Consider the following 21,915-nt stretch of genomic DNA (forward strand, 5'->3'; position numbering starts at 1 on the left):
AATTCTTTGAAAAAGACTTTCTCTATTTTTTTACTTTCGCATTTGGAATTTTTGGAGAATAAGCCATCTATAATCTAAGGAACAAGAAGATTGAGGGATATTAAAAAAGTCAACATTAACACAAATTTATCGGTTTTTGGTTTGCTGTTTCCACTAATATTATATTGTAGCGTCCCTTTCGTAGTTTCCACTTTATATTTTTCTAATTTCAATGTCAGCACACCTCACTATTAACGTGTGTAACAAGCTATTGGTTTCATTTATAAAAATTGCTAAATGGAATCTTTGAATTTTTTACGAAAGCTATAGAAAATGATCATGTGAACTTTCATTCCTAAACATTGTAGGGATTCTAAAAGGAGAGATTGTATGATAAATGAATATGATAAGTTTGAACAATTAGTTAAAAAGTTGGATCAAGGAAACAAGCTAATTCGCGCATGGGAATTAATGGGCGGAATTTCTGCAAATGTGACAGGACTGGAAATATTTCAATCGTCAGGGCGGATCGTAAAAATGATCGTTCGTCAGCATGGTGATAATGACTTGAAACGGAATCCAAATATTGCTTCATTTGAACACCAGCTCTTAGGGATATTGAAAGCTGCCTGTTTGCCTGTACCAATGCCCTATTACTTTGAGCAATCCTGCGAGATATTTTCCAAGCCATGCATACTTATCGAGTTTATTGAGGGTAAGTCAGAATTCACCCCCTCAAATCTTAATGATCATATCTTGCAATTGGCAATCAATCTAGCAAAAATCCATCGTGTTAATTGTGCAGATCTATCTTTATCATTCATGCCTAAACTGGAAAATACATATGTCGAGATGTTAAATAATAAAGATAGGGTAATCCTGGACGAAACATTAAATTTGAGCTTGATTAGAGATTTGCTGAAATCCTCCATGCCGCTACCCTCCATGAATAAGGAAGTGATTCTTCATGGTGATTATTGGCCAGGAAATATATTATGGAAAGAGGATACACTAGTTTCCATAATTGATTGGGAAGACTCTGGTTTAGGGGACCCTTTGACTGATCTTGCCAATAGTCAACTCGAAATTTTATATCATTTTGGAATGCAAGCGATGAATGACTTCACCAATCGATATAAATCCATGATGCCAGAGGTGAATTTTACAAACCTACCCTTCTGGCAATTATTTGCCGCATTGCGGTTATCTACATTTCCCGAATGGGGCTTGGAAAAAAGCAAGGAAAATATCTGGCGGAAAAGACACAAGTCATTTGTTTGTGAAGCGATTAACCGAATGCGGTAAATTAATGTTTATTCATTTTTTTTGAAAATGATTGAAGGATCTTATATGCCCGTAATTTTTGATAAAGGCATTTATACCAGTCCCTTTATCATTTATTTTCATAAACTAATAATGACTTTCAAAAAAAACCCAGGAGGTGTTTACATGTATAATAAGCCCTGGGGGCATCCGAAAGGCGGTCAATGTCCACCACAATATTGCCCACCTCATAGAATGCCCACTCAATATAATCCATCTCAAACCTCCCCGACCAAGCAATATGTTAAAACCAATGTCATTAACACTGTTATTCCGGTTTTTCACCCGACACATACAACAACCGTGAATAAACACTTCAACACCTATATACCTCATACCCGAAGTATCGTAAAGGAGTGTTATTCACAAAGTTTTGTTTGTGGAGTACCTCAACCCCCCAGTTATTCGAGGAGAATGTTAAGATATTAATTAAAAAAACCCCGAATCGGGGTTTTTTATTAATTCCTTCAAACTCATTGAGTTACAAAGGATTTACAACTGTCTGAATGCAAACTCCCTATACTTTTTAAAATTTTGTTTCTTATAAAACTCTTTTGCTGCCATGTTTTCAAACCAATAATCCAGTTCTATTAAATCTATATCATTCTTTTTAGCAATATCATAGACCTCATTCATTAGTTTTTTACCGTAACCTTTATGGGTTTGACCTTCAATGATACTAAGCTGATGCACATATACTGATTTATACTCATTTTTAAAAGCACTTTCAGGATAGTTTTTAATTTCAATCCATGCGTAACCAATTGGCACTTCATGTTCTTTTAAAACTAGAAAAACAAAATTATCATTTTCAACCAAATTTTTAAAAGTTTCTTTCATTGCATTATAATTATATTCCTTAAAATACTTAGGATATAGTTTTGCATGCAGATTGTGAACATTTCGATTTAATTTTGCAATTACTTCATGATCCCTGGATTGACTTACATACATAATTATCCCCCCTGCCTATACTATATTACAATCAAGCAACGTCCACATTCCAAAAGTACAATCCTAGCCACTATCTGATAAATTCATTCCAAAACATCAGGTCCACCAAACCTACTTTAGTTACTTCAAACGCTTCGCCACCACAAGCAGCTGGCAATGGATTTTAGAGAACTTGCCTAAATGAAGGTACATTAATCTTATTAAAGCAGATGGAGCTTCTGATGAGACGCTTACGGCTTATCCGAAAGCCAAACTTGTCTGCCGCTGGCTTTCTTAAGGCAATCTATGAATTGTACTTACTATAAGGAATCCTATTTTCATAGGATAACGTCAGCCAAGTGAAAAAGAGGTATCGGAAACGGTTATGAGCGAATAAAATATTACGGAGAAAGTCTTCTAAATGTCCTTGCATATGTAATAGTTGAATATGTGAGTTCAAGCACGATAAAACACGATCCTTCCTTCTTGAAAGCGGATAAGGATCATGAGCTTTACAACTTAAAGTCGTGACCCTTTCCTTCCTGCACGGTTTGATTTTGTACATTCGAAATACGTGATATGAAGGGTGCTAGTACACTCTAAAAGTGGTTACCTATTTCGCACTAGGGAACATTGTTTAAACGCCAATATGGATGATATTCCGTTGATTTTTTCACAGTTGGGTATACCTTAAAACGGAGCCATATAATCATGCCGGATTAACCAAAGACTTTTGTTAATCTTTGATTTAAGGGTCTTTAGTTGAATAAGTAGTAAAAAGGGGTCTTCATAAAAAAGACCCCTTTTCACTTGCCGATAACATCTGATTATATTAACTAAAGAGTATGCACTATAGTGGGATACCTAGAATAGTGGGAAAATGATCTATTCGCCGCAGACTGGGAATCCTAAACCTATTAAAGTTGTGGCTAATATAGATGAAATACGGATTCTAAGTGTAGCTACGTCATCAATTTCAGTGACTAAAAAGAATTGACCATTAGCTTCTAAGATACAAGGTGATTGCATTCTTTCTTCCCCCTTACTATAAAAAGATATGATAGTATATGAAAGATATATAAAAGTGTAATAGTTTAATAGTTGATTTTAATAGAGGATAATCATTAGATTTCGATGTTAATTGCCTTAGGGGATTGCTTTTGTAGGTTAAAAGTGCGGGGACACTGAAAAAAACACATGAAGCGCAACTGCTTCCGGGAAAACTTCAGCTTGATCCCTTTGCGTTTAGTAGTTGAGCTTCCTCTTAAAGGAGTATTTTTCCATAGTATATGAAATTTTAGCAGTTGGATGTACAATTCCACTTCTTGCGCCAATAAGTGAAACCTCCCCGTTTATAGGAAAAACAATTGGCGGTCAAGGTTTCCTTCTTGGAGCGTCCCTAACTGGACATAGGAGAAATACACCCTACTAACAAACCAATAGTGAGTATTTTGCTATTGGTGGATCACATGAATATTATATATTCTATCGAGGTATATCTTAAAATAAACCATGTCTTTACAGAGGTTCTTCAGACTGTCGACTGGTTTTTCCATTCAATTGATGGACGGATGTATCTGGCTAGATGAAAGGTTCTACCTTTACCTTCGAAATCAAGTGCCGGCCTTACACCAAGAATGAAGACCTTTTTTCTATCTCTATGAATATAATGGGTCCAGATTTTACTGGATCTCTTTTTCTTGGTGATTGACTGTTACCATATCTTCCACCTGAAGTAATAGGCTGTTGCCGTTCCCCCCGTTATTCGTTTCTTAGGCTTTGTTCCTCAGTATGTTCTCACTGGTGATATAAGATGACGATAGGAGGAATTATCGCTTGGCTCGATTAAGACAGGTCTCATTGGACCGCCAAAACTTAGCTTTACCTCGTTTTCTTTTATCGCTTTTAAGGCATCCAATAAAAAACTTCCATCCAGTGATACACTTACCCCCGCCTCACCTCTGATTGACTTGATGCTTTGCGTTTCTTCTATTTTCCCTAATTCCGATGAATTAGAAGATATCCTTAATTTACTATTATCAAGGATTTCGGTCGGAGGAAGCGGCTTATTTATCACTTTCAGTCTAATATTGAGTGTAACTGGAAATTTTCTGCCATGACAGAAAATATGTAACTGAATATAGGTGGTATGGGTTTAATATGAGTCCTTTAGATGTTAAGATTCTTGGGGGAAGAGATTGAAAAATAGTAAGTAATATATATATAGGAGGAGTTCATCTTGAATCCTTATGCATTTTTGGCAATTGCCATCCTAAGTGAAGTGTTTGGCAGTTCGATGTTAAAAGTATCAAACGGGTTTAAAAGGTTATTCCCTTCCATTGGTGTGGTTATTGGGATGGGTTTGGCTTTTTATTGCCTATCGTTATCTTTAATAACCATCCCGCTTGGAACGGCTTATGCCATTTGGTCGGGAATAGGCACAGCTTTAACTGCTTTAGTGGGAGTTATCGTTTATAAAGAAAGCTTTAACCTGAAAAAATTTTTAGGTTTAGTCCTGATCATTGGCGGAGTGGTTGTATTGAAACTCTCTAGTGAAGGCACTTCTTAATAAGAATCGGAGGTAACAACATGAAAGGATACATAGCTTTAGGAATTTCTATTATAAGCGAAGTATTTGGTACGACCATGCTTAAGCTGTCTGAAGGCTTCACTCATTTATCCGCTACATTTGGGGTTATGATAGGATTTGGTATAGCATTCTATAGTTTATCTGTATGTCTTAAAACAATTCCGTTAAGCTTAGCTTACGCCATTTGGTCAGGAATAGGCACAGCTTTAACAGCATTGATTGGCGTACTTTTATGGAATGAGCCATTCAGTATCACTACATTAGGCGGCTTAGTATTAATAATTGGCGGAGTGGTTTTCCTAAATGCTTCCCATACCTCCAAACAAGCGGAAGGAGAATCAAACTAAGTTTGACTCTCCTCCTCTCCCCGCACATTCAAAAATATTAGCTGACTTCACCAAGTTCTCCGTGCAAAGTCCGTGAACTTGAATTTATCGGGTCTATGCCTGGATTCGCTATACTGAAACAAGCTTCCATCGATTAAATGGACCGTACTTTTCACAACTGCCACCATATCGAAGTCTTCAATGTCCAATAATTGTTTATCTTCTTCACTGCATGGCTCCACGGTAATTTCCTTATTTGAAAAACCAATCTGGAGCCCAAGTTCCTTTTCGATATACCCATAAATCGAATCCTCACAAATTTCCTTTGTCAGGTTGCTTACGAACTCGCTTTTGAAATAGTCTTTGTCCAGGATGATTTTCTTCCCATTGATTTGCCGAATCCGGAAAACCTTCCATACTTTACCATCATCAGTTAAGTCTAGAAGCTTGGCCATATTTGAGTCGGGGGTCTCAAGCTCCAACTTATGAATGATCGTTTTGGAATGCAAATTCAACTTTTCCACCATTTCTTTATAGGAAATCAACCCTGCTACAGGAAAATTAAATTTGCTGAAGTCCAAGACAAATGAACCCTTGCCTTTGATTTTATGGATATATCCATTTTGTTCAAGCAACTGTAGGGACTTTCTCACAGTATCCCTGGATATGTCATACTCTTCCATGAAGCTGCTTTCGGAAGGAAGCTTTGAATTTATCGGAAAGGTTCCTTCTTCAATTTTTGAAACGATATCACCATATAGCGATAGATATTTGCTGTTCATTTCATCACCACAATATATTTTTCTTAGTCTGCTACTCGTCCTTTTTCAACAAATAGACAACCGATTCATAGGGACGGAGGATAAAATCACCTGCAAGTTCTTTCGAATCGATATAGTTTGAGAGCAGGAGCTCTGAGTTGTACCCGGATAGGTCGATATCATTTGGTATTTCGAAGGACGCTTCTTTTGCATAAAAGTTATTGATGACCAAAAGTTTCTCGTTTTCATAACTGCGTATATAAGCGAACAAAGCGTCATGGTCGCCAAGAATTTCCTGATAGTCCCCATATGCAATGATATCATGTTTCTTGCGTAAGAATATAAGTTTTTGGTAATGATGAAAAATGGAATCCTGATCCATCAGTGCGTGTTCAGCGTTGATGTTTTTAGCATGATCAGGCACCGCAATCCATGGAGTCCCTTTTGTAAAGCCTGCATGCTCCGTATCTTCCCATTGCATGGGAGTTCGCGAGTTATCACGGGACTTAGCTTGAAGGATTTCAATTATTTCCTTTTCATCCTTGCCTGCCTCTTTTAAAATATTGTAATAATTAATCGATTCCACATCCCGGTATTGTCCAATATCATTGAACTTCGGGTTGGTCATCCCTATTTCCTCCCCTTGATAAATATAAGGGGTTCCCCTAAGCATATGAATGGCTGTTGCCAGCATCTTGGCAGATTCGTTATGATACTCTTGATCATTCCCGAACCTGGTTACAATCCTCGGCTGGTCATGGTTGCACCAGAACAGGGCATTCCATCCATTTCCTTCTTGCATCCCATATTGCCAGCTGCTTAGGATCTCCTTTAACTGACTGAAGTCAAAATCTGCAAGTGACCACTTTTCCCCATCCTTATAATCCACCTTTAAATGATGGAAACTGAATACCATGGACAGCTCCTTTTCAACTGGAGCTGAATATTTGATGCAATGGTCAATGGTCGTCGATGACATTTCCCCTACAGTCATCACCTCTTCATCCTTCCCGAAAGTTTCTTCATTCATCTCTTTTAGGAATTGATGAATCTTGGGACCATCTGTATAAAAGCATCGTCCATCTCCATCTTTGTCATTTTCATAGATGTCAGGTTTCGAAATAAGATTGATGACATCCAAACGGAATCCTTTGACACCTTTATCCAGCCAGAAGTTTACTATATTGAAGATTTCCTGCCTCACTCTGGGATTTTCCCAATTAAGGTCAGCTTGTGTTCGATCGAACAAATGGAGGTAGTATTCATCATGTTCCGCTACATATTCCCATGCAGGACCTCCGAATTTCGAAATCCAATTGGTAGGGGGCTCTCCATCTTTCGATTTCTTGAAAATATAATAGTCCTTATATTCTTTATCTCCAGCCAATGCTTTTTGGAACCATTCATGCTCTGTTGATGTATGGTTGAATACCATATCCAACATGATTTGGATATCCCGCGAATTCGCCTCTTTCACCAATCTTTCGAAATCATCCATCGTCCCAAAAACAGGATCAATGGATGTATAACCGGCTACATCATATCCATTATCATTTTGCGGTGAACGATAAAAAGGGGTGAGCCAAATATAATCCACTCCCAGTTTATTCAGATAATCAAGTTTTTCAATAACACCATTTATGTCCCCGATGCCGTCACCGTCCGAATCCTTAAATGATTTCGGATAAATTTGATAGATGGTACTTTTTTTAAAATCCTTCATTGTAATTCCTCCTCTTCGATCCCCGATGTATCTTTCGTAAGTATCGTAAAAAAGAGGGAGAATGCTTCTCCCTCCGCGTTATCAAGCATTTAATTTCGTTGTTTTCGTTCTAGTTTTCAAGTTCATATTAGGACGTTTGGAGAATGCTATAGTCAAAATGAATGGCACAACGAAAGCAACCAGCATCGCAAGTGCAAACATTCCCATATGCTGCGGCTGGATGGATAGGATACCTGGGATCCCTCCAACACCGATGGAATTTGCCATTACTCCAGATCCGACTGAAACGATGCCTGCGAAAAGTGAACCGATCATACCGGCTAAGAACGGAAAGCCGTATTTCAAGTTAATGCCGAACATGGCTGGCTCGGTTACACCGAGATAACAAGAAATCGTGGCAGGTATGGAAACCTGTCTCTCCTCCTGGTCCTTTCTGTTGATGTAAATCATTGCTAGCACTGCCGTACCTTGTGCAATATTGGATAACGCGATCATCGGCCATAGGTTCGTACCGCCAAGTTCACTCATAAGCTGAAGATCGATTGCGTTTGTCATGTGATGCAGGCCTGTGATGACAAGCGGTGCATAGGCAAAACCGAAAACGGCAGCAAATAGCCAGCCAACTGATGAAGTCAACCCGGAATATACAATCGTAGAAATGACAGAACCGATTTTCCAGCCTATAGGCCCCAGAATGGTATGGGCGATGATTACAGTTGGAAGTAACGCGAAAAATGGAACGACGATCATGGAAATGGAATTGTGCACTTTATCTCTCAAGAACCGTTCTAAATACGCCAAGACGAACCCTGCAAGTATCGCTGGTATGACTTGAGCCTGGTAGCCGATCATATCGACATGGGCAAAACCGAAATCCCAAAAAGGTATATCACTTGCCTTTGTGTTTGCCACTGCATATGCATTAAGAAGCTGTGGGGAAACCAGGGTCAAACCAAGGACGATGCCGAGAATTTGAGTCGTGCCCATTTTCTTCGAGATCGACCATGTAATCCCAACAGGAAGAAAATGAAAAATAGCTTCACCTATAAGCCAAAGGAAGGCGTGTACCCCTCCCCAAAATTGTGAAATATCCACAAGGGTCTTTGTGCCGTCATCGAACATTTTAATATCCCCGATGATATTGCGGAATCCAAGAATGAGTCCGCCAACGACTATGGCAGGAATCAGCGGGGTGAAAATATCCGCAAGATGAGCAATCATACGCTGCAGCCAGCTCATATTCTGTTTTGCTGCATTTTTCACATCTTCTTTTGACGCTTCCTGAAGTCCAGCTATGGAAACGAATTCATTATAAAACGATGACACTTCGTTCCCGATTATGACCTGAAACTGGCCAGCTTGTGTAAAAGTTCCTTTCACAAGCTTAATCGATTCGATATTCGTTACATCCGCCTTGGCGGGATCTTTCAACGCAAAACGCATTCTTGTTGCACAATGCGTAACCGTCGCAATATTTTCTTTCCCTCCGACATGTTGAAGCAAATCCGTTGCTGGTTCTGTGTATTTACCCATTTCACTACTTCCTTTCCCTAGAAAGCAAAATATAGTTGTTTTTATAACCTGTACGTATAGGTTCTGTATACGCTTTCATATTATCCTGTACGTACAGGATATGTCAAGAACTTTTTCCCCCACTTTAAAAGAATTGATTATCATGGACTTTCATTTACATTCTGTTCTTGCACATTTGGATTTTGATAGCATTCATATTATCCCGTGATTTTAGTCGAGTAGCTGAAAAATTCAGAAATAATGTATAATGAAGATATAACCTCTCAATTTATATTTTAATGGTTAGAATTTAGCAGGGAAATGGGCGATGAACTTATGTCTGAAACTAATAAATTTCCACTTATATCAGGTAATCTTTCTCTGGATTTAGTGAATACGGAACTGGTCAGTCGTGGCCAACGGCAAGACTTATTACTATCAGAACGGGATATGCTGGACTGGCTTACTGTAATAAAAGGGAATAACTCATATTTGGATAATCAGTTTTCCCCAATAATTAAAGAGAGAATTCAACGAGTATTTGCAAGCATTCTAGAAATGCGTACTATTTTAAGAAAACAATTTGAATTAATAGCAGATGGGAATTCGATTCCTGATGGGTTTATCGCCTATTTGGAAAAAAAAATCGAAAAATCGCCTTTCACATATAAATTAAGTGATCAAAAACTGGTTCCCATACCTGTTGGAGAAGCGGAAGGTATCCTGCAATCTTATATTGCCTTCGACTCATTAACTTTAATTGAAAAAAATAAGCTGTCATCATTAAAGCGATGCTCGAATGATGATTGCGTCCTGTTATTTATCGATGAAAGCGGAAGACGCAAATGGTGTTCAATGAAAATATGCGGGAATAGGAAAAAGGTAGCCAGATTTCAACACCGGAAATCTGATGATGAATGAAGATACACACCTTATTAAGTTTGTCAGAATGTATACAAATTTCGAAGTAAGCTTGTTGCCTGCAGTTTATTCATTATAAAACGATTCCAGTTAATTTCTTCACATCCATTTAGGATTTCATAAAACAGTAAAATGATTCGGGTTGAAACTATTCTGAACCTCCTCTTGTCAACACACTAAGTTGGCTTTTTTTGCTATTTTTGGATTTTTAAACTAACCACTAAAAATTATTTTGACGGGTTAGTCCATTTCATGTAAAGTCTAATTATATAAAAAAGGAGGGTTCACTTTGGACCGTATTTCAGCCGCGAGGCATAATGAAAAACGCTTATTTCATATTCATTATTTATCGAAGATGAAGGGAAAAGGAAGAAGCCCTTTACAAATAAATGTAAAGGACGCAATAACGGGGTTGATTGGGGGATTTTTAACTATATTCGCCTTAATTCTTTTAACAAAAATAACATCAGCAGTGTGGTTAATGGCTCCATTTGGTGCCAGCTGTGTGCTGGCGTTCGGTCTGTGGAATGCACCATTATCACAACCGCGTAATATTATAGGCGGTCATTTTATTTCAACATTCGTAGGTTTAGCTTCCTATCATTTTTTTGGCGATGAACCTTGGGCAATCGGCTTGGCTGTCGGATTAGCAATTGCGGTGATGATGCTGACAAAAACGACGCACCCGCCAGCTGGAGCAGACCCGCTTGTAATCATGCTTGGCCAGTATGGCTGGAGTTATTTATTTACTCCTGTTTTAACTGGTGCCGTGATAATCGTTTTACTGGCATTGTTAATTAATAATTTGCGCAGCAATCGGAGCTATCCAACCTTTTGGATTTGATTGCTTTTTAATGTGGATAAAGCATAATTTTTCAATGTTTCACTATCATGAAATAATAAACGAGGAACGCTCAGACTCCTCGTTTTTGTCAACCTTAATTGCTGTATTCCTGTTAATTAAGTTCTCCCTCGCTTTTCAATAACCTTTATCATCCATCATTTAGTTTGACTTGCGTTTCAGCAACTTCCACTCCGTTCACAAGGAGTGATATTCGATGGATCCCTATGTAATGTCGACGTGTCGTCAGGTCTTTCCAATTGTGAATCCTCACTCTTTCAACTCCTTCACCATCTGAGAAATCCCTATCTGCCAATAGGAAAATTTTACGGGAAGTTTTCTGATTTGCTTTCACAAAATCGATGGCATACTCGATGCGAAGTTTCACAGTGTTCTTTCCTTGAACTTGAAAACCGAAATGAAGTTCACTCGTTTCCCCAATAAAAATCGAGTCTGGTTCATTTCTAATAAATGCGTTTGTAATGATATTCGGATTATTCAATATATCCGTGTATCCAAATAAAGAAAGGACTTCTGGATCTGCTTGACGAACTAAGGTCCTGCATCCCCGTCGAATAATCCAAATCGTGTTGGGTTCTCCGCTTTCATACCAGCGCTTAGCTGTTTCTATTACGGTTTTCGGATGATCTTTGGCAATATCATTCAAGTTATTGGCCACACTTTTGCGAACATATAGGGACGGATCGTTTTTCAGGTTCTCAAGTAATTCCAAGACGGGTGCCGGATCGGATTTGAACATCGGTAAAGATTGGCCCCAAGGTAACCTGGGCCTGCATCCCTCACTAGCCAGCCTGCGGACATGCTCATCATCATGATTGGTCCATCCCTTCATCTTCTCGATCATTAAAACGGGATCAAGCAAGATAAAAGCACGGATTGCAAACTCGGAGGATGACCTTGCTGTAAAACGCTCCAACGCATCTAGCGATAACGGCCAATCTTTCTTATTCAATCCATGTACCTCTACAAAATCAGGGAAAAATAAATATCTAAAACCCTCACAATCCTTATCAAGCCGATACAAAATATCCAAAGCCTCTTGATAATCACTTGGAAGATACTTTCCAAGAGTAATGGAAATGTGCCTTATTCGTTCTTTTAACTTCCTCTCGTCCCAATGCTCATCAATTACTTCCCCTTTAAACGATTCAGTAGAGAAGGACGGATGGACACCCTTTACTTTTTCACCGAATTCACGAATGAACATTTCATTATATAAATCCTTTAAAGGCTCAACCATTTCATTCACTTCTTTTCTTCAGGTTAAATTTGCTTTTGGATACTTGCACTGCCTATCAGCTATCATTTCAAACTATGTTATGCACGATACAATCATTAAAAAAGGAAGCTTACTCTACAGAACAAGTCTGTCCAAAATCAAGTGAAGTTCATTCATCACTATTAGGAATGACTGCATAATAGCTGATTCTATAGGATTCTATAAACCTCTTTCCAATGGATGTAATCTTTGCACCAGAACCCGTTTCCCATAAGTCCATCTAATATCCCCATACAGGAGTTTTCCTTTGTGTATAGTATGATAGTAGTAGCATATAAAGTAAAATATTTCTAGCATATTAATGAATGAATCAAAACGACAAAAGGCCCACTCTAAGAGCAAGGGCCTGCTTCTAGCTTTTATCAAAGAAAAAAGGTCAGTCCCACTGAGTTAATACTTTAACACAGTGGGGACTGACCCCATTATCTATTAGACATTTTGATTTTTGCTTTATCTGACCTTTCTACTTATCTATTTGATTGTTTCACCTTTACAGGCTTTTTTTCCTTGCTTAATTTGATGATTTGACCGATAATACTGATGGCAATTTCTTCTGATGTTTCCGAGTCAATTTCCAAACCGATTGGAGAATGGACCTGCTCCAACTGTTCTTGCGTGACCCCTTCACTTTTTAACTTTTCAAATATGCTTATGACCTTGCGTTTACTGGCTACCATCCCAACATATGCAATCGGAAATTGCAGTGCCGTTTTTAATACAATATCATCACAATCTTTTGTAACAATTACCACATATGATTTTTCATTTAGGTTGGCTGCGAGCAAAGCCTTTCCAATATCCTCGTTCACAAAAAGGTTTGCCGCATTCGGAAAGCGTTCCTTTGTACAATAACCAACGCGATCATCGACAATGCAATAAGGATATTCAAGGAAATCAGCAAGCTTTGCCAACGCATGGCCTAAATGACCGGCCCCAGCCAGAATGAGTTCAGGCCTGCTTTTATAGACTTCAATAAAGACCCGTAACGTGCCGCCACAATTCATCTGAATTCCGTCTTTTGCATGTTTATTCAATTTATATTCAACGATTTTCGATTGTCCATTTTGGATCGCCTTTACACTATCTTCGATCACATAGTGTTCAGCCAAGCCCCCTCCGACAGTCCCTTCAATGGTACCATCCCGGTAGACAATCATTTTTCCAACATGCCTGGGAGTCGAGCCCTTTGATTCAATAATCATGGCTAAAGCAAAGGTTTCGTTTTGGCGCGTTAGCATGGCCACTTTTTCCATCAGCTGCATGAAAAGCTCCCCCCTATCTTTAAACATTAATTCGGTTGATATTGCTTCATGCTAAGAAAATAACGTAAAAGATGTAACGCGACGGTTTTTCTGTATGCCGCAGTGGAGCGTTGATCGTCGATTGGTCTAATGATCTTATCGAAGGCTGCCACAATTTCAACGATGTCTGCATCGGCTAATGGTATCGTTTTTCCAACCAGTTTCCTCTCAATATCAATGGAACGAACCATCGTAGGTCCGACCGCCCCGAAGGCAAATCGAATGTCATCGATTCGATCTTTGCTTATCCGGACGAAACCCGCAAACGATACTTTGGCAATGGCATCTGCGTTGCGGTTGCCGACTTTCTCGAAAACGACATGTGAATCTCCTAATACAAACGGCAGAATAATCTCCGTTACCATTTCATTGTGAAAGCGTTGAACCTGTCGTGGACCTTGAATGAAATCGCTAATCGCGACCATGCGATCACCATTTACGGAGCGCAACAGAAGCTTTGCATTGTATACATATAACAAAGGAAGCATGTCACCGGCTGGAGAGGCGTTGCATATATTACCGCCTAATGTTCCCCGGTTTCTAATTGCCGGGGCAGCAATTGTTTTAATTGCATTCTTTAAAGCAAAAGGAATCAACGGATTTTCAAGTAATTCACTATAGGTACAGCAGGCCCCGATGTGGAGATCCTTGTGATGTTGATACACCTGCTTTAATTCGGAAAGATGATTAATGAAAACAATCGGTTTAGGGATTTTTGGAGGTACTCCCCTTCTACTTTTGTGAAGGACCATAACATCGGTGCCTCCGGCTATGATTGCACAATCTTCTCTATTCAATTGGCTCAAAGTTTCGTCTAAACGCTCGAAGCGATACGCTGTTATTTTCTCTATCATAAGCCATCACCTTTTTTAGCTGCTAGGTTAATCGCATCAACAATCATATTGTAGCCCGTACAGCGGCACAGATTTCCGGAGATGCCCTCACGAATTTCAGCCTCTGAAGGATGAGGATTTTCAGATAACAAAGCTGCACTTGCCATAATCATTCCCGGTATGCAATAGCCGCATTGCACTCCCCCGGCTATGGAATAGCTTTCATCTAAAATTTTAAATTGTTCCGTTTCAATGATGCCTTCGATCGTTTGAATATCGGCACCAGCAATCGAGCCAATTGGAATAAGGCAGCTGTTTTGCAGGAGGTTATTCACAAAAACACTGCAGGCTCCGCACTCCCCTTCACCACAGCCTTCCTTTGTTCCGATTAACTCAAACTCATCTCTTAATAAATCTAGTAATCTTGCTGTAGCAGGGGCGTCAGTTTCTACCGTTCTTCCATTTAGTGTGAATGTAATCAACCCTCTTCACCTTCTTTCATCCAAAGACTTTCAATAATGACTTCCGGTGTAATCGGAATTTGCTGAAAAGAAGTGTGCAGGGCATCCTCAATCGCAGCTTGGACTGCTGGAGCGCCTCCGATTAAAGTCAATTCACCTGCGCCCTTCGCCCCGTATGGACCATCAGCATAGGGGTTATCAAAGACCTTGCTTTCAATTGAAACGATATCCAAGGAAGTCGGCGGTCCATAATCCGATATGCTTTTTTGTTGGATTCTACCTTGTTTTGACGTCATCTTTTCCAGATAACCGTATGCTAGCCCTTGAGCCAAACCACCGTCAATTTGGCCTTTCATAATCCGTTCATCGATGACCTTCCCAACTTCATAATTGCCGTATACTTTTTCTAACTTTAAATTACCTGTTAACGTATCAACTTCTACTTCAACGATATTAACGCCCCATGAATAAGCCGGGTACGCATCTCCAGTGAAGGTTTTCTCATCCCAAGGAATCATTTCACGGTGAACATAGTGCTCAACCACTTCCTGTTCCACCCCTGTTTGCCACTGATCCTTAAGTTTTTTTGCGGCCCGTTCAAGCAATTTTCCGACAATCATCGTCGTCCTGGAAGCTACGGTCGGACCCGAGTCGGGAACCTCTTTTGTGTCGGGATAAGGGTACAAAATATCTTCGAACGGGAGGTTAAGTTCTTTGGCGACAATTTTACACAACGTCGTCAAAATACCTTGTCCCATATCAGAGTTTGAGATTTTTAGTGATACCTGGTCGTCCTTTGATTTAACCAGTTTCACCTTTGCTTTAATATGATCTCTTTCGCCACTGCCAGTAAATCCACAGCCGTGGAGGAACAGCGAAGTTCCTATCCCTTTTTTATAGCGCTGATTTTGTTGATTTAAGCGCTGAAAGTCTTCTTTTTTCTTATAGTACTCTGACACGTTGAGTACGTCCTCAATCATATCTTCCACTAATATCGGGTCGCGGAATTTACCTTTGGTGATGGTGGGATCTCCTTGTTTGACGAGGTATTTTCGTTTATATTCAAGCGGGTCGATTTTTGCCAGTTTACTAAGATGTCCAATATGACTTTCGATTCCGGCAAAGCTTTGAGGAGCACCAAAGCCTCTGAAGGCGCCGTTCGGAACGGTATTGGTTTTTAAGACATAGCCTTTTGCATGAAAATGCGGAATTTTATAAACACCAGCACTGTTTAATAATGCGCGCTGCAGCACGACAGAGCTCAATCCAACATTTGCCCCTCCATCGAGAAAGATGTCAACACACATGCTTAAAATATTTCCTTCCTTATCAAGGGCCGTCCGATATTTGAGTTTGGCCGGATGCCTTTTCGTCGTTACCAGCATATCCTCAGAACGGTCGAACACGAGCATTACCGATTTTTTTACTGCTCTTGCGGCAACGGCTACGTGACAAGCCATCATTGAAGGATAATCTTCTTTGCCGCCAAAACCTCCGCCGGTAGGGCTTTGAACAACCCTGACTTCATCGTCACCACAGGCTAATGCGCTTAGCAATGCATTTTTTATATAATAAAGACATTGCATCGATCCCTGGACGACAATTTCATCATCCTTATAAACGGCGAGCATTCCTTGCGGCTCAAGATAGACATGCTCCTGATAACCCGTATCATATTCTTCTTCGATGATTTGATGGGCTCCCTGCTCGATAGCTGAAATGTTTTCTAAGCTTTCCCCAAATTCATAGCTTGCCAAAACTAAGGATACTGATTTTTGCTTGATCGCTTCGTCCAATGTATAGATAGCCTGATGTTCTTCAAATTCAACCTTCACTTCATTTAACAAACTGTACAGGATATCCAGGTGTTTGCCCGTGAGCATGAGAATTGGCTCACCAATATAATTGACCCACTCATTGGCAAAAATGGGCTGATCTTCTTTGATAATTTTGACATAATTCGGTCCGGGGATATGCTCTGCTCCAACAGCTTCATACCCTTCCGGAAGATTAGGTAATTGAATGGATATGATTTTCCCATAAGCAATTGGCGATCGATACAAAACACCATAAACCATATTTTCCACTTTTACGTCACTAATATAGGGCAACTGGCCCGATACTTTACCTTTATGGTCCTTTTTGGGCACTGAGGTGCTTATGTCTTTGAGATTCATTGCAACAACACCCTTCGACTCATTTTTTTAATGGGACATATTCTGAATAGAAACCTCTTCCAATGATTTTATCAATGAGCATGATCTTTTATGATTCATTTCTATTCAAGATTTTCGTGGTTTTTATTTTTATTTTTACTTCGAGAAATTTAAAGCATTATCATAATCAATGGCTTTTTGGTAATCCTCCGGTGTATCAACATCCATTAATACTCCCGCATCATCTACATTCATGTATTGCTTTTCGTAACCGTCCAGGACCACACGCAAATTACTTTCTGGATTGGTTTCGAGAATTTTCTGTTTCACTTCGCTCGATAATTTAATGGGATGGCCGCCTTTATAGTCAAAGCTGGGAATAACCACGTTTCCTTTGTGTTTTGCTAGTAGCTGAACAGTCTCTTTTTTTACAAGCGGACAATCGCCGGGTGTTATAAAGAAGGTTGGGGCATTCACTTCGTTGCAGCCCTTTTGAATGGAATGAAACATTCCCTGGTCAAAGTTTTCATTATAAACAAACTCGATCTGAAATGAATAGGCATTTTCACTGATGATTTTGGCAATTTCCTCTTGGATTATTTCCGCTTGAAATCCAGCTACGACGATGACCCTGCTGCATAATCCTTCAAATTTAGAGATCGTTTGCTCCAACACGCTCATTTGCCCCATCGGCAAAGTCATTTTAAATGCATTCGCTCGGCTGGAATATCCAGCAGCTAGGACGATTGCTTCCATTTTCGTCACCTTCTACCTATCATTTTTCTTAAATCTCACAATAAAAGCATAAGCGGAGGCAGGATTTGCTGTATGGACTATTAAGTGAACATAGTGTTTTTTCTTTATATGCGTAAAAGCCTCATTATATTACTTATGGTACGATTCACCGTAGTTATTTAAAAGGCAAAAAAAACAGACAGGATAAATATTTTCCTGTCTGTTTTAGTTTATTCAAAATAAGAATCAGAATCATTTCACCCCTAAATTTTCACAACATTGAAGGTGTAAACTATGTTCCCACATACTATATGTGTAGAGTGCAGACGGTAGGAAATATACAAAATAAAGATGAGATGTAGTGGTGCATCTTTGCTTATCTTTTTTACTAGTTCATGAATTAAAGGTATACATCACGGTAATTTAACTCAGTTAGTTTCACCTTTTAAAACTCCTAAAGATATCATTATCTTTAACCTTATTGGGTTACAAACTGTAAATAATTTCTAATGAGATGGTCGTCGCCATCTTCATGAATACGTATTTGTTTATAATAATGTGTATATATTGATTTAAAAGTGGAATTACCTTAGAATTAATATAAAGATTACCTTTTTAGGATATCGAACCCACCCACCTTTAGCAAAGAATGGAAGGGTTCAATGAAAGGCATTGTCGGTAGAAGTCTCCTTTACGGGACTGCTACCGACAATGCCTTTTTCTTTAACTAAATCTGAATATATGAAAGACAATACATTTCTAATAAAAGAATAAGTGTTGTTTCCGCTATTTATTTGAATAATTTGAAACAAGGTAATTTCAATGCCTAGGAGGTCCTATAAATGGAGTTTGTTACAAGTGTAAACTCATCAGTCAACATTAAAGTAATTGGTATTGGCGGCGGAGGAAATAACGCCGTTAACCGTATGATCGAACATGGAGTTAAAGGTGTAGAATTTATAGCTGTTAATACAGATGCACAAGCTCTTAATTTATCAAAAGCAAAGAGCAAGATACAAATCGGTGCAACATTGACAAAAGGTTTAGGATCAGGGGCAAATCCAGAGGTAGGTAAACAAGCAGTTAAAGAAAGCAAAGAGCAGATCCAAGAAGCATTAAAAGGTACAGACATGGTACTCATTACAGCCGGAATGGGCGGCGGTATAGGAACGGGTGCTGCCCCTGTCATTGCTCAAATTGCCCGTGAGCTTGACATACTAACCATTGGCGTTGTAACACTTCCGTTTGCGTTTGAGGGCAATAAGCGTGCAACACAAGCAGCAGGAGGGATCTCCTTAATGAAGAAAGCAGTGGACACATTAATTGTCATTCCAAACGATCGCTTATTGGAGATTTTACATAAAAATACACCAATGCTTGAAGCATTTCTTGAAGCGGATAATGTTATTCGCCAAAGTATCCAAGGTATATCGGATTTAATTTCTGTACCAGGTTTAATCAACATTGATTTTGCAGACGTGAAAACAATCATGTCCAATAAAGGGTCTGCCTTAATAGGCATTGGCAGAGCAACAGGTAAATATCGCGCTGCGGAAGCTGCAAAGAAAGCCATTTCCAGTCCGTTACTTAACACTTCCATCGACGGAGCCCAAGGTGTGCTAATGAAACTCACAGGCGCCAATATAAGTCTATATGAAGTACAAGAGGCAGCAAATATTGTTACTTCCGAGGCAGACTCAGAGTTAAATATGATTTTCGGTTCTGTTATTAATGAAAACTTAAAAGATGAAATTATAGTAATTATCATTGCTACTGGCTTGAATGATCAGGAGGTTCCATCATTGAAAATGCCTGCCGCCCTTCAATAACAGAAATGGAAAAACGGCTGTCACACGAGTTTTGATGCAAAATACGATTATTATAATTCACCAAGACCAAAGTTAGTGAAAGTCAAATAGTAGGTATGGAGCAAGAATTATCTGAAAGTCCAGAAGATGGGACATAAATAGTATTAAGCTCCTTTTAACCTTTTCATATCCATAAAAAAGGTATGGAACCTGAAAACAGTAATAGATTGGTTTGTTTTCCCGCATTTTCTATTAATGGACTGCTTTCTTCCACATATCATATTGAACGGAAATGAATGGTTTGGGAAACATGGGAAAGTGGATTGATATGGATTCAAACAAAATACTTTGAGCCTATTACCCCGATTTTCATGTTGTTTCACCGCTAAAATCAAATAGTATTTTTATTATATGGAAAAATCTTATTAGCACTTAAAAAAATTCACCAAAAATCATGCTTTGTAAAGTGAAAGTCCATCTCGTCTCTGTTTGAAATTTAAGAATGGGGACCTCTTTACGGAGGTCCCCATTAATGAAGGCAAGGTTTCTTGTTCAAAGGTACAATTCATTACGGAATATCATGTCCCATCGAGCTAGTAAATATGTTAAACCATTGCTCTTTTTCCATGCTTAAGTTTAGTGAATCGATGGCGCTGTCCAACCGTTCTTTCTTACCGGACCCAACGATTGGCATGATTTTTGCGGGATGCCTCAACAGCCAGGCATACATCACTTCATCCATTCCATTGGCACCGATTTCTTCTTTCACGGTTTCTAACGTTTTTCTTAAACGGACAGCCTTTTCGTTCGATTCCTCAAAGATGCTGCCTCCTGCAAGCGGTGACCATGCCATAGGCGCAACGCCCTTTTCCTGACATAAGTTCAAGGTTCCGTCTTCGAAGTTTTCAAGATTGTATGCCGAAAGCTCCAGCTGATTCGTCACAAGCGGATAGTCTAGATATGATTGGAGCATATCCCATTGCGGTTTTTTGAAGTTCGATACTCCAAAGTTCCGGACCTTTCCTGATTCCTTTAATTGATTAAACGCCTCTGCCGTTTCCGCCGGGTCCATCAGGGGATCCGGACGATGGATAAGTAATAAATCAATATAATCCGTTTTAAGATTCATAAGGGATTGTTCAACAGACTTTATGATATGGGTTTTACTAGTATCGTAATGGTGACTTTTATGGGAAGGACGGTTTTCTGATTGAAGAACGATGCCACATTTCGTAACAATCTCCATTTTATCGCGTAATGAAGGCTTTAATGAAAGTGCGTTCCCAAAAATCTCCTCACACGTATAGCTTCCATATATATCGGCGTGATCATATGTAGTGACGCCCCGATCCATTCCGTGTTCAATAAGAGATAGGATATCCTCGGCAGAAATTCTCCAATCTGCCAATCTCCACATTCCGTGTACAATGCGTGAAAGACTAAGATCTTCAGTTAGATTGACTCTTTGCATGTTTTTCTCCCCTTTTATAACATGATTGCGGTTGCTAATTAGTTGTTTGTTTTTCTATCATGACTGCCCTTCGTTAATCAGTGACAGTATCTATGGCTACTGTCATGAACCTAGTATAATTTAAATTTTCGGAGAATCCTAATCTTGAGTGACCCTTATCTGCCATATTCATTTAACTTAGGTTCATGAAGGAGGATATCTCCGCCTTCTCGTTGAAGTTCTCACGTTATGAACATAAGAAAAAGGCTGCCGCAGCAACCTCCTGAATATTGTTAGTTCTTTTGTGTTTTCTTGTGTAATTCCACGATTTCTATCGCTAAATCTTTTGTTGTCATGGAAGTCATCAAGTGATCTTGAGCATGGATCAAGAGCATTGGAATATCGAATTTCTCACCATTCACTTCTTGTTGAATCAATGCGGTTTGGATTTTATGTGCAGCAACAAACTCATTTTCCGCTTCCTTTAATTTATCCTGGGCATCGCTTGATTTACCTTGTTTTTGCAAGGCGATGGCCTCCATTGCACAACTGCGGGCATTCCCGCTATGGAGAATTAATTGAAATGATAATTCTGATAGATCCTCTTTTGTTTTTGTCATTTTACCACTCCTTTTGATAGTATTTTATTTTGAAATTAATTGGAGGGCCGTACGCAATACTTCCTTGCCATTACAAGTTCCATAATGCATTGGATTTATCGTATCTACAGGTATTCCTTTTTCATCCCCTATTTTCTTTATATCATTAAGTTGATACCGAACTTGAGGGCCTAAAAGAATAACATCCACCTCATTTATATGGTTTCTTACTTCCATAGTGGCAACAGCCTGGATTTTCACGCTCAATCCTTCTTCCACCGCCGCTTTCTCCATCTTATTAACCAAAAGACTAGTGGACATACCTGCAGAACAGCATAATAAAATATTCATCATTATTCCTCC

At 39.2% G+C, this 21,915-nt stretch carries 22 protein-coding genes; 7 read left to right on the forward strand and 15 right to left on the reverse strand.

The window, feature by feature from the left end:
• Nucleotides 1–369 precede the first annotated feature (369 nt).
• Together AC2YHV_RS21710 and AC2YHV_RS21715 are read left to right on the forward strand one after the other, a co-directional pair.
• Nucleotides 370–1,284, forward strand: a complete 915-nt coding sequence (locus AC2YHV_RS21710) for an aminoglycoside phosphotransferase family protein (RefSeq protein ID WP_487374124.1) — start codon at nucleotides 370–372, stop codon at nucleotides 1,282–1,284.
• Between the two features lie 213 nt (nucleotides 1,285–1,497).
• A complete protein-coding gene (locus AC2YHV_RS21715) occupies nucleotides 1,498–1,731 on the forward strand; it encodes a CotD family spore coat protein (RefSeq protein ID WP_223255940.1) in 234 nt (77 codons plus the stop codon).
• Nucleotides 1,732–1,794: 63 nt separating this feature from the next.
• Here AC2YHV_RS21715 and AC2YHV_RS21720 read toward each other — a convergent pair whose 3' ends face one another.
• The 3 genes from AC2YHV_RS21720 to AC2YHV_RS21730 form a co-directional block, all read right to left on the reverse strand.
• Nucleotides 1,795–2,256 (reverse strand): GNAT family N-acetyltransferase, encoded by a 462-nt coding sequence (locus tag AC2YHV_RS21720; RefSeq protein WP_095679722.1) that lies wholly within the window; start codon nucleotides 2,254–2,256, stop codon nucleotides 1,795–1,797.
• Nucleotides 2,257–3,120: 864 nt separating this feature from the next.
• Nucleotides 3,121–3,264 (reverse strand): DUF3956 family protein, encoded by a 144-nt coding sequence (locus AC2YHV_RS21725; RefSeq protein WP_145505124.1) that lies wholly within the window; start codon nucleotides 3,262–3,264, stop codon nucleotides 3,121–3,123.
• Between the two features lie 757 nt (nucleotides 3,265–4,021).
• Complete coding sequence (locus AC2YHV_RS21730) at nucleotides 4,022–4,312, reverse strand: hypothetical protein (RefSeq protein WP_487374125.1); 291 nt, start codon at nucleotides 4,310–4,312, stop codon at nucleotides 4,022–4,024.
• Between the two features lie 162 nt (nucleotides 4,313–4,474).
• Here AC2YHV_RS21730 and AC2YHV_RS21735 point away from each other — a divergent pair, with 162 nt between their 5' ends.
• Nucleotides 4,475–4,804, forward strand: coding sequence for a DMT family transporter (locus tag AC2YHV_RS21735; RefSeq protein ID WP_054396540.1), 330 nt, complete (start codon nucleotides 4,475–4,477; stop codon nucleotides 4,802–4,804).
• A 20-nt stretch (nucleotides 4,805–4,824) separates the two neighbouring features.
• Nucleotides 4,825–5,172 (forward strand): DMT family transporter, encoded by a 348-nt coding sequence (locus AC2YHV_RS21740; RefSeq protein ID WP_487374126.1) that lies wholly within the window; start codon nucleotides 4,825–4,827, stop codon nucleotides 5,170–5,172.
• 47 nt (nucleotides 5,173–5,219) lie between these two features.
• Here the strand turns inward: AC2YHV_RS21740 and treR are convergent, their stop codons facing one another.
• The 3 genes from treR to treP all read right to left on the reverse strand — a co-directional run bounded on the left by treR (nucleotide 5,220) and on the right by treP (nucleotide 9,168).
• A complete protein-coding gene (gene treR, locus AC2YHV_RS21745; protein ID WP_487374127.1) occupies nucleotides 5,220–5,933 on the reverse strand; it encodes a trehalose operon repressor in 714 nt (237 codons plus the stop codon).
• A 31-nt stretch (nucleotides 5,934–5,964) separates the two neighbouring features.
• Nucleotides 5,965–7,635, reverse strand: coding sequence for an alpha,alpha-phosphotrehalase (gene treC, locus AC2YHV_RS21750; RefSeq protein ID WP_487374128.1), 1,671 nt, complete (start codon nucleotides 7,633–7,635; stop codon nucleotides 5,965–5,967).
• Nucleotides 7,636–7,716: 81 nt separating this feature from the next.
• Entirely contained in the window at nucleotides 7,717–9,168 is a 1,452-nt protein-coding gene (treP, locus tag AC2YHV_RS21755) for a PTS system trehalose-specific EIIBC component (protein ID WP_487374129.1), read from the reverse strand.
• A gap of 315 nt (nucleotides 9,169–9,483) precedes the next feature.
• Between treP and AC2YHV_RS21760 the strand changes: the two genes are divergently transcribed.
• A complete protein-coding gene (locus AC2YHV_RS21760; RefSeq protein WP_278089205.1) occupies nucleotides 9,484–10,068 on the forward strand; it encodes a CGNR zinc finger domain-containing protein in 585 nt (194 codons plus the stop codon).
• A 289-nt stretch (nucleotides 10,069–10,357) separates the two neighbouring features.
• Nucleotides 10,358–10,912, forward strand: a complete 555-nt coding sequence (locus AC2YHV_RS21765; RefSeq protein WP_057276138.1) for an HPP family protein — start codon at nucleotides 10,358–10,360, stop codon at nucleotides 10,910–10,912.
• Between the two features lie 148 nt (nucleotides 10,913–11,060).
• On the opposite strand, the gene AC2YHV_RS21770 is transcribed toward AC2YHV_RS21765, so the two are convergent.
• The 6 genes from AC2YHV_RS21770 to AC2YHV_RS21795 all read right to left on the reverse strand — a co-directional run bounded on the left by AC2YHV_RS21770 (nucleotide 11,061) and on the right by AC2YHV_RS21795 (nucleotide 17,716).
• Nucleotides 11,061–12,170, reverse strand: a complete 1,110-nt coding sequence (locus AC2YHV_RS21770; RefSeq protein WP_487374130.1) for a DNA alkylation repair protein — start codon at nucleotides 12,168–12,170, stop codon at nucleotides 11,061–11,063.
• Between the two features lie 506 nt (nucleotides 12,171–12,676).
• Nucleotides 12,677–13,471, reverse strand: coding sequence for an XdhC family protein (locus tag AC2YHV_RS21775; protein WP_487374131.1), 795 nt, complete (start codon nucleotides 13,469–13,471; stop codon nucleotides 12,677–12,679).
• A 26-nt stretch (nucleotides 13,472–13,497) separates the two neighbouring features.
• A complete protein-coding gene (locus tag AC2YHV_RS21780; RefSeq protein ID WP_487374132.1) occupies nucleotides 13,498–14,364 on the reverse strand; it encodes an FAD binding domain-containing protein in 867 nt (288 codons plus the stop codon).
• On the reverse strand, nucleotides 14,361–14,825 hold the full coding sequence (locus AC2YHV_RS21785) for a (2Fe-2S)-binding protein (RefSeq protein ID WP_063576666.1): 465 nt from the start codon (nucleotides 14,823–14,825) through the stop codon (nucleotides 14,361–14,363). The genes AC2YHV_RS21780 and AC2YHV_RS21785 overlap by 4 nt, the downstream gene beginning before the upstream one ends.
• Nucleotides 14,822–16,981 (reverse strand): xanthine dehydrogenase family protein molybdopterin-binding subunit, encoded by a 2,160-nt coding sequence (locus AC2YHV_RS21790; RefSeq protein WP_487374133.1) that lies wholly within the window; start codon nucleotides 16,979–16,981, stop codon nucleotides 14,822–14,824. Before AC2YHV_RS21790 ends, AC2YHV_RS21785 begins: the two co-directional genes overlap by 4 nt.
• 135 nt (nucleotides 16,982–17,116) lie before the next feature.
• A complete protein-coding gene (locus AC2YHV_RS21795; protein WP_413002493.1) occupies nucleotides 17,117–17,716 on the reverse strand; it encodes a nucleotidyltransferase family protein in 600 nt (199 codons plus the stop codon).
• 821 nt (nucleotides 17,717–18,537) lie between these two features.
• Here AC2YHV_RS21795 and ftsZ point away from each other — a divergent pair.
• A complete protein-coding gene (ftsZ, locus tag AC2YHV_RS21800; RefSeq protein WP_487374134.1) occupies nucleotides 18,538–19,524 on the forward strand; it encodes a cell division protein FtsZ in 987 nt (328 codons plus the stop codon).
• A gap of 547 nt (nucleotides 19,525–20,071) precedes the next feature.
• On the opposite strand, the gene AC2YHV_RS21805 is transcribed toward ftsZ, so the two are convergent.
• The 3 genes from AC2YHV_RS21805 to AC2YHV_RS21815 form a co-directional block, all read right to left on the reverse strand.
• A complete protein-coding gene (locus tag AC2YHV_RS21805) occupies nucleotides 20,072–20,974 on the reverse strand; it encodes an aldo/keto reductase (protein WP_487374135.1) in 903 nt (300 codons plus the stop codon).
• Between the two features lie 272 nt (nucleotides 20,975–21,246).
• A complete protein-coding gene (locus tag AC2YHV_RS21810; protein WP_278089211.1) occupies nucleotides 21,247–21,573 on the reverse strand; it encodes a PTS sugar transporter subunit IIA in 327 nt (108 codons plus the stop codon).
• 24 nt (nucleotides 21,574–21,597) lie between these two features.
• Complete coding sequence (locus AC2YHV_RS21815) at nucleotides 21,598–21,903, reverse strand: PTS sugar transporter subunit IIB (RefSeq protein ID WP_048685915.1); 306 nt, start codon at nucleotides 21,901–21,903, stop codon at nucleotides 21,598–21,600.
• Nucleotides 21,904–21,915 lie beyond the last annotated feature (12 nt).

Source organism: Peribacillus sp. SRI_006 (genome assembly GCF_057586375.1).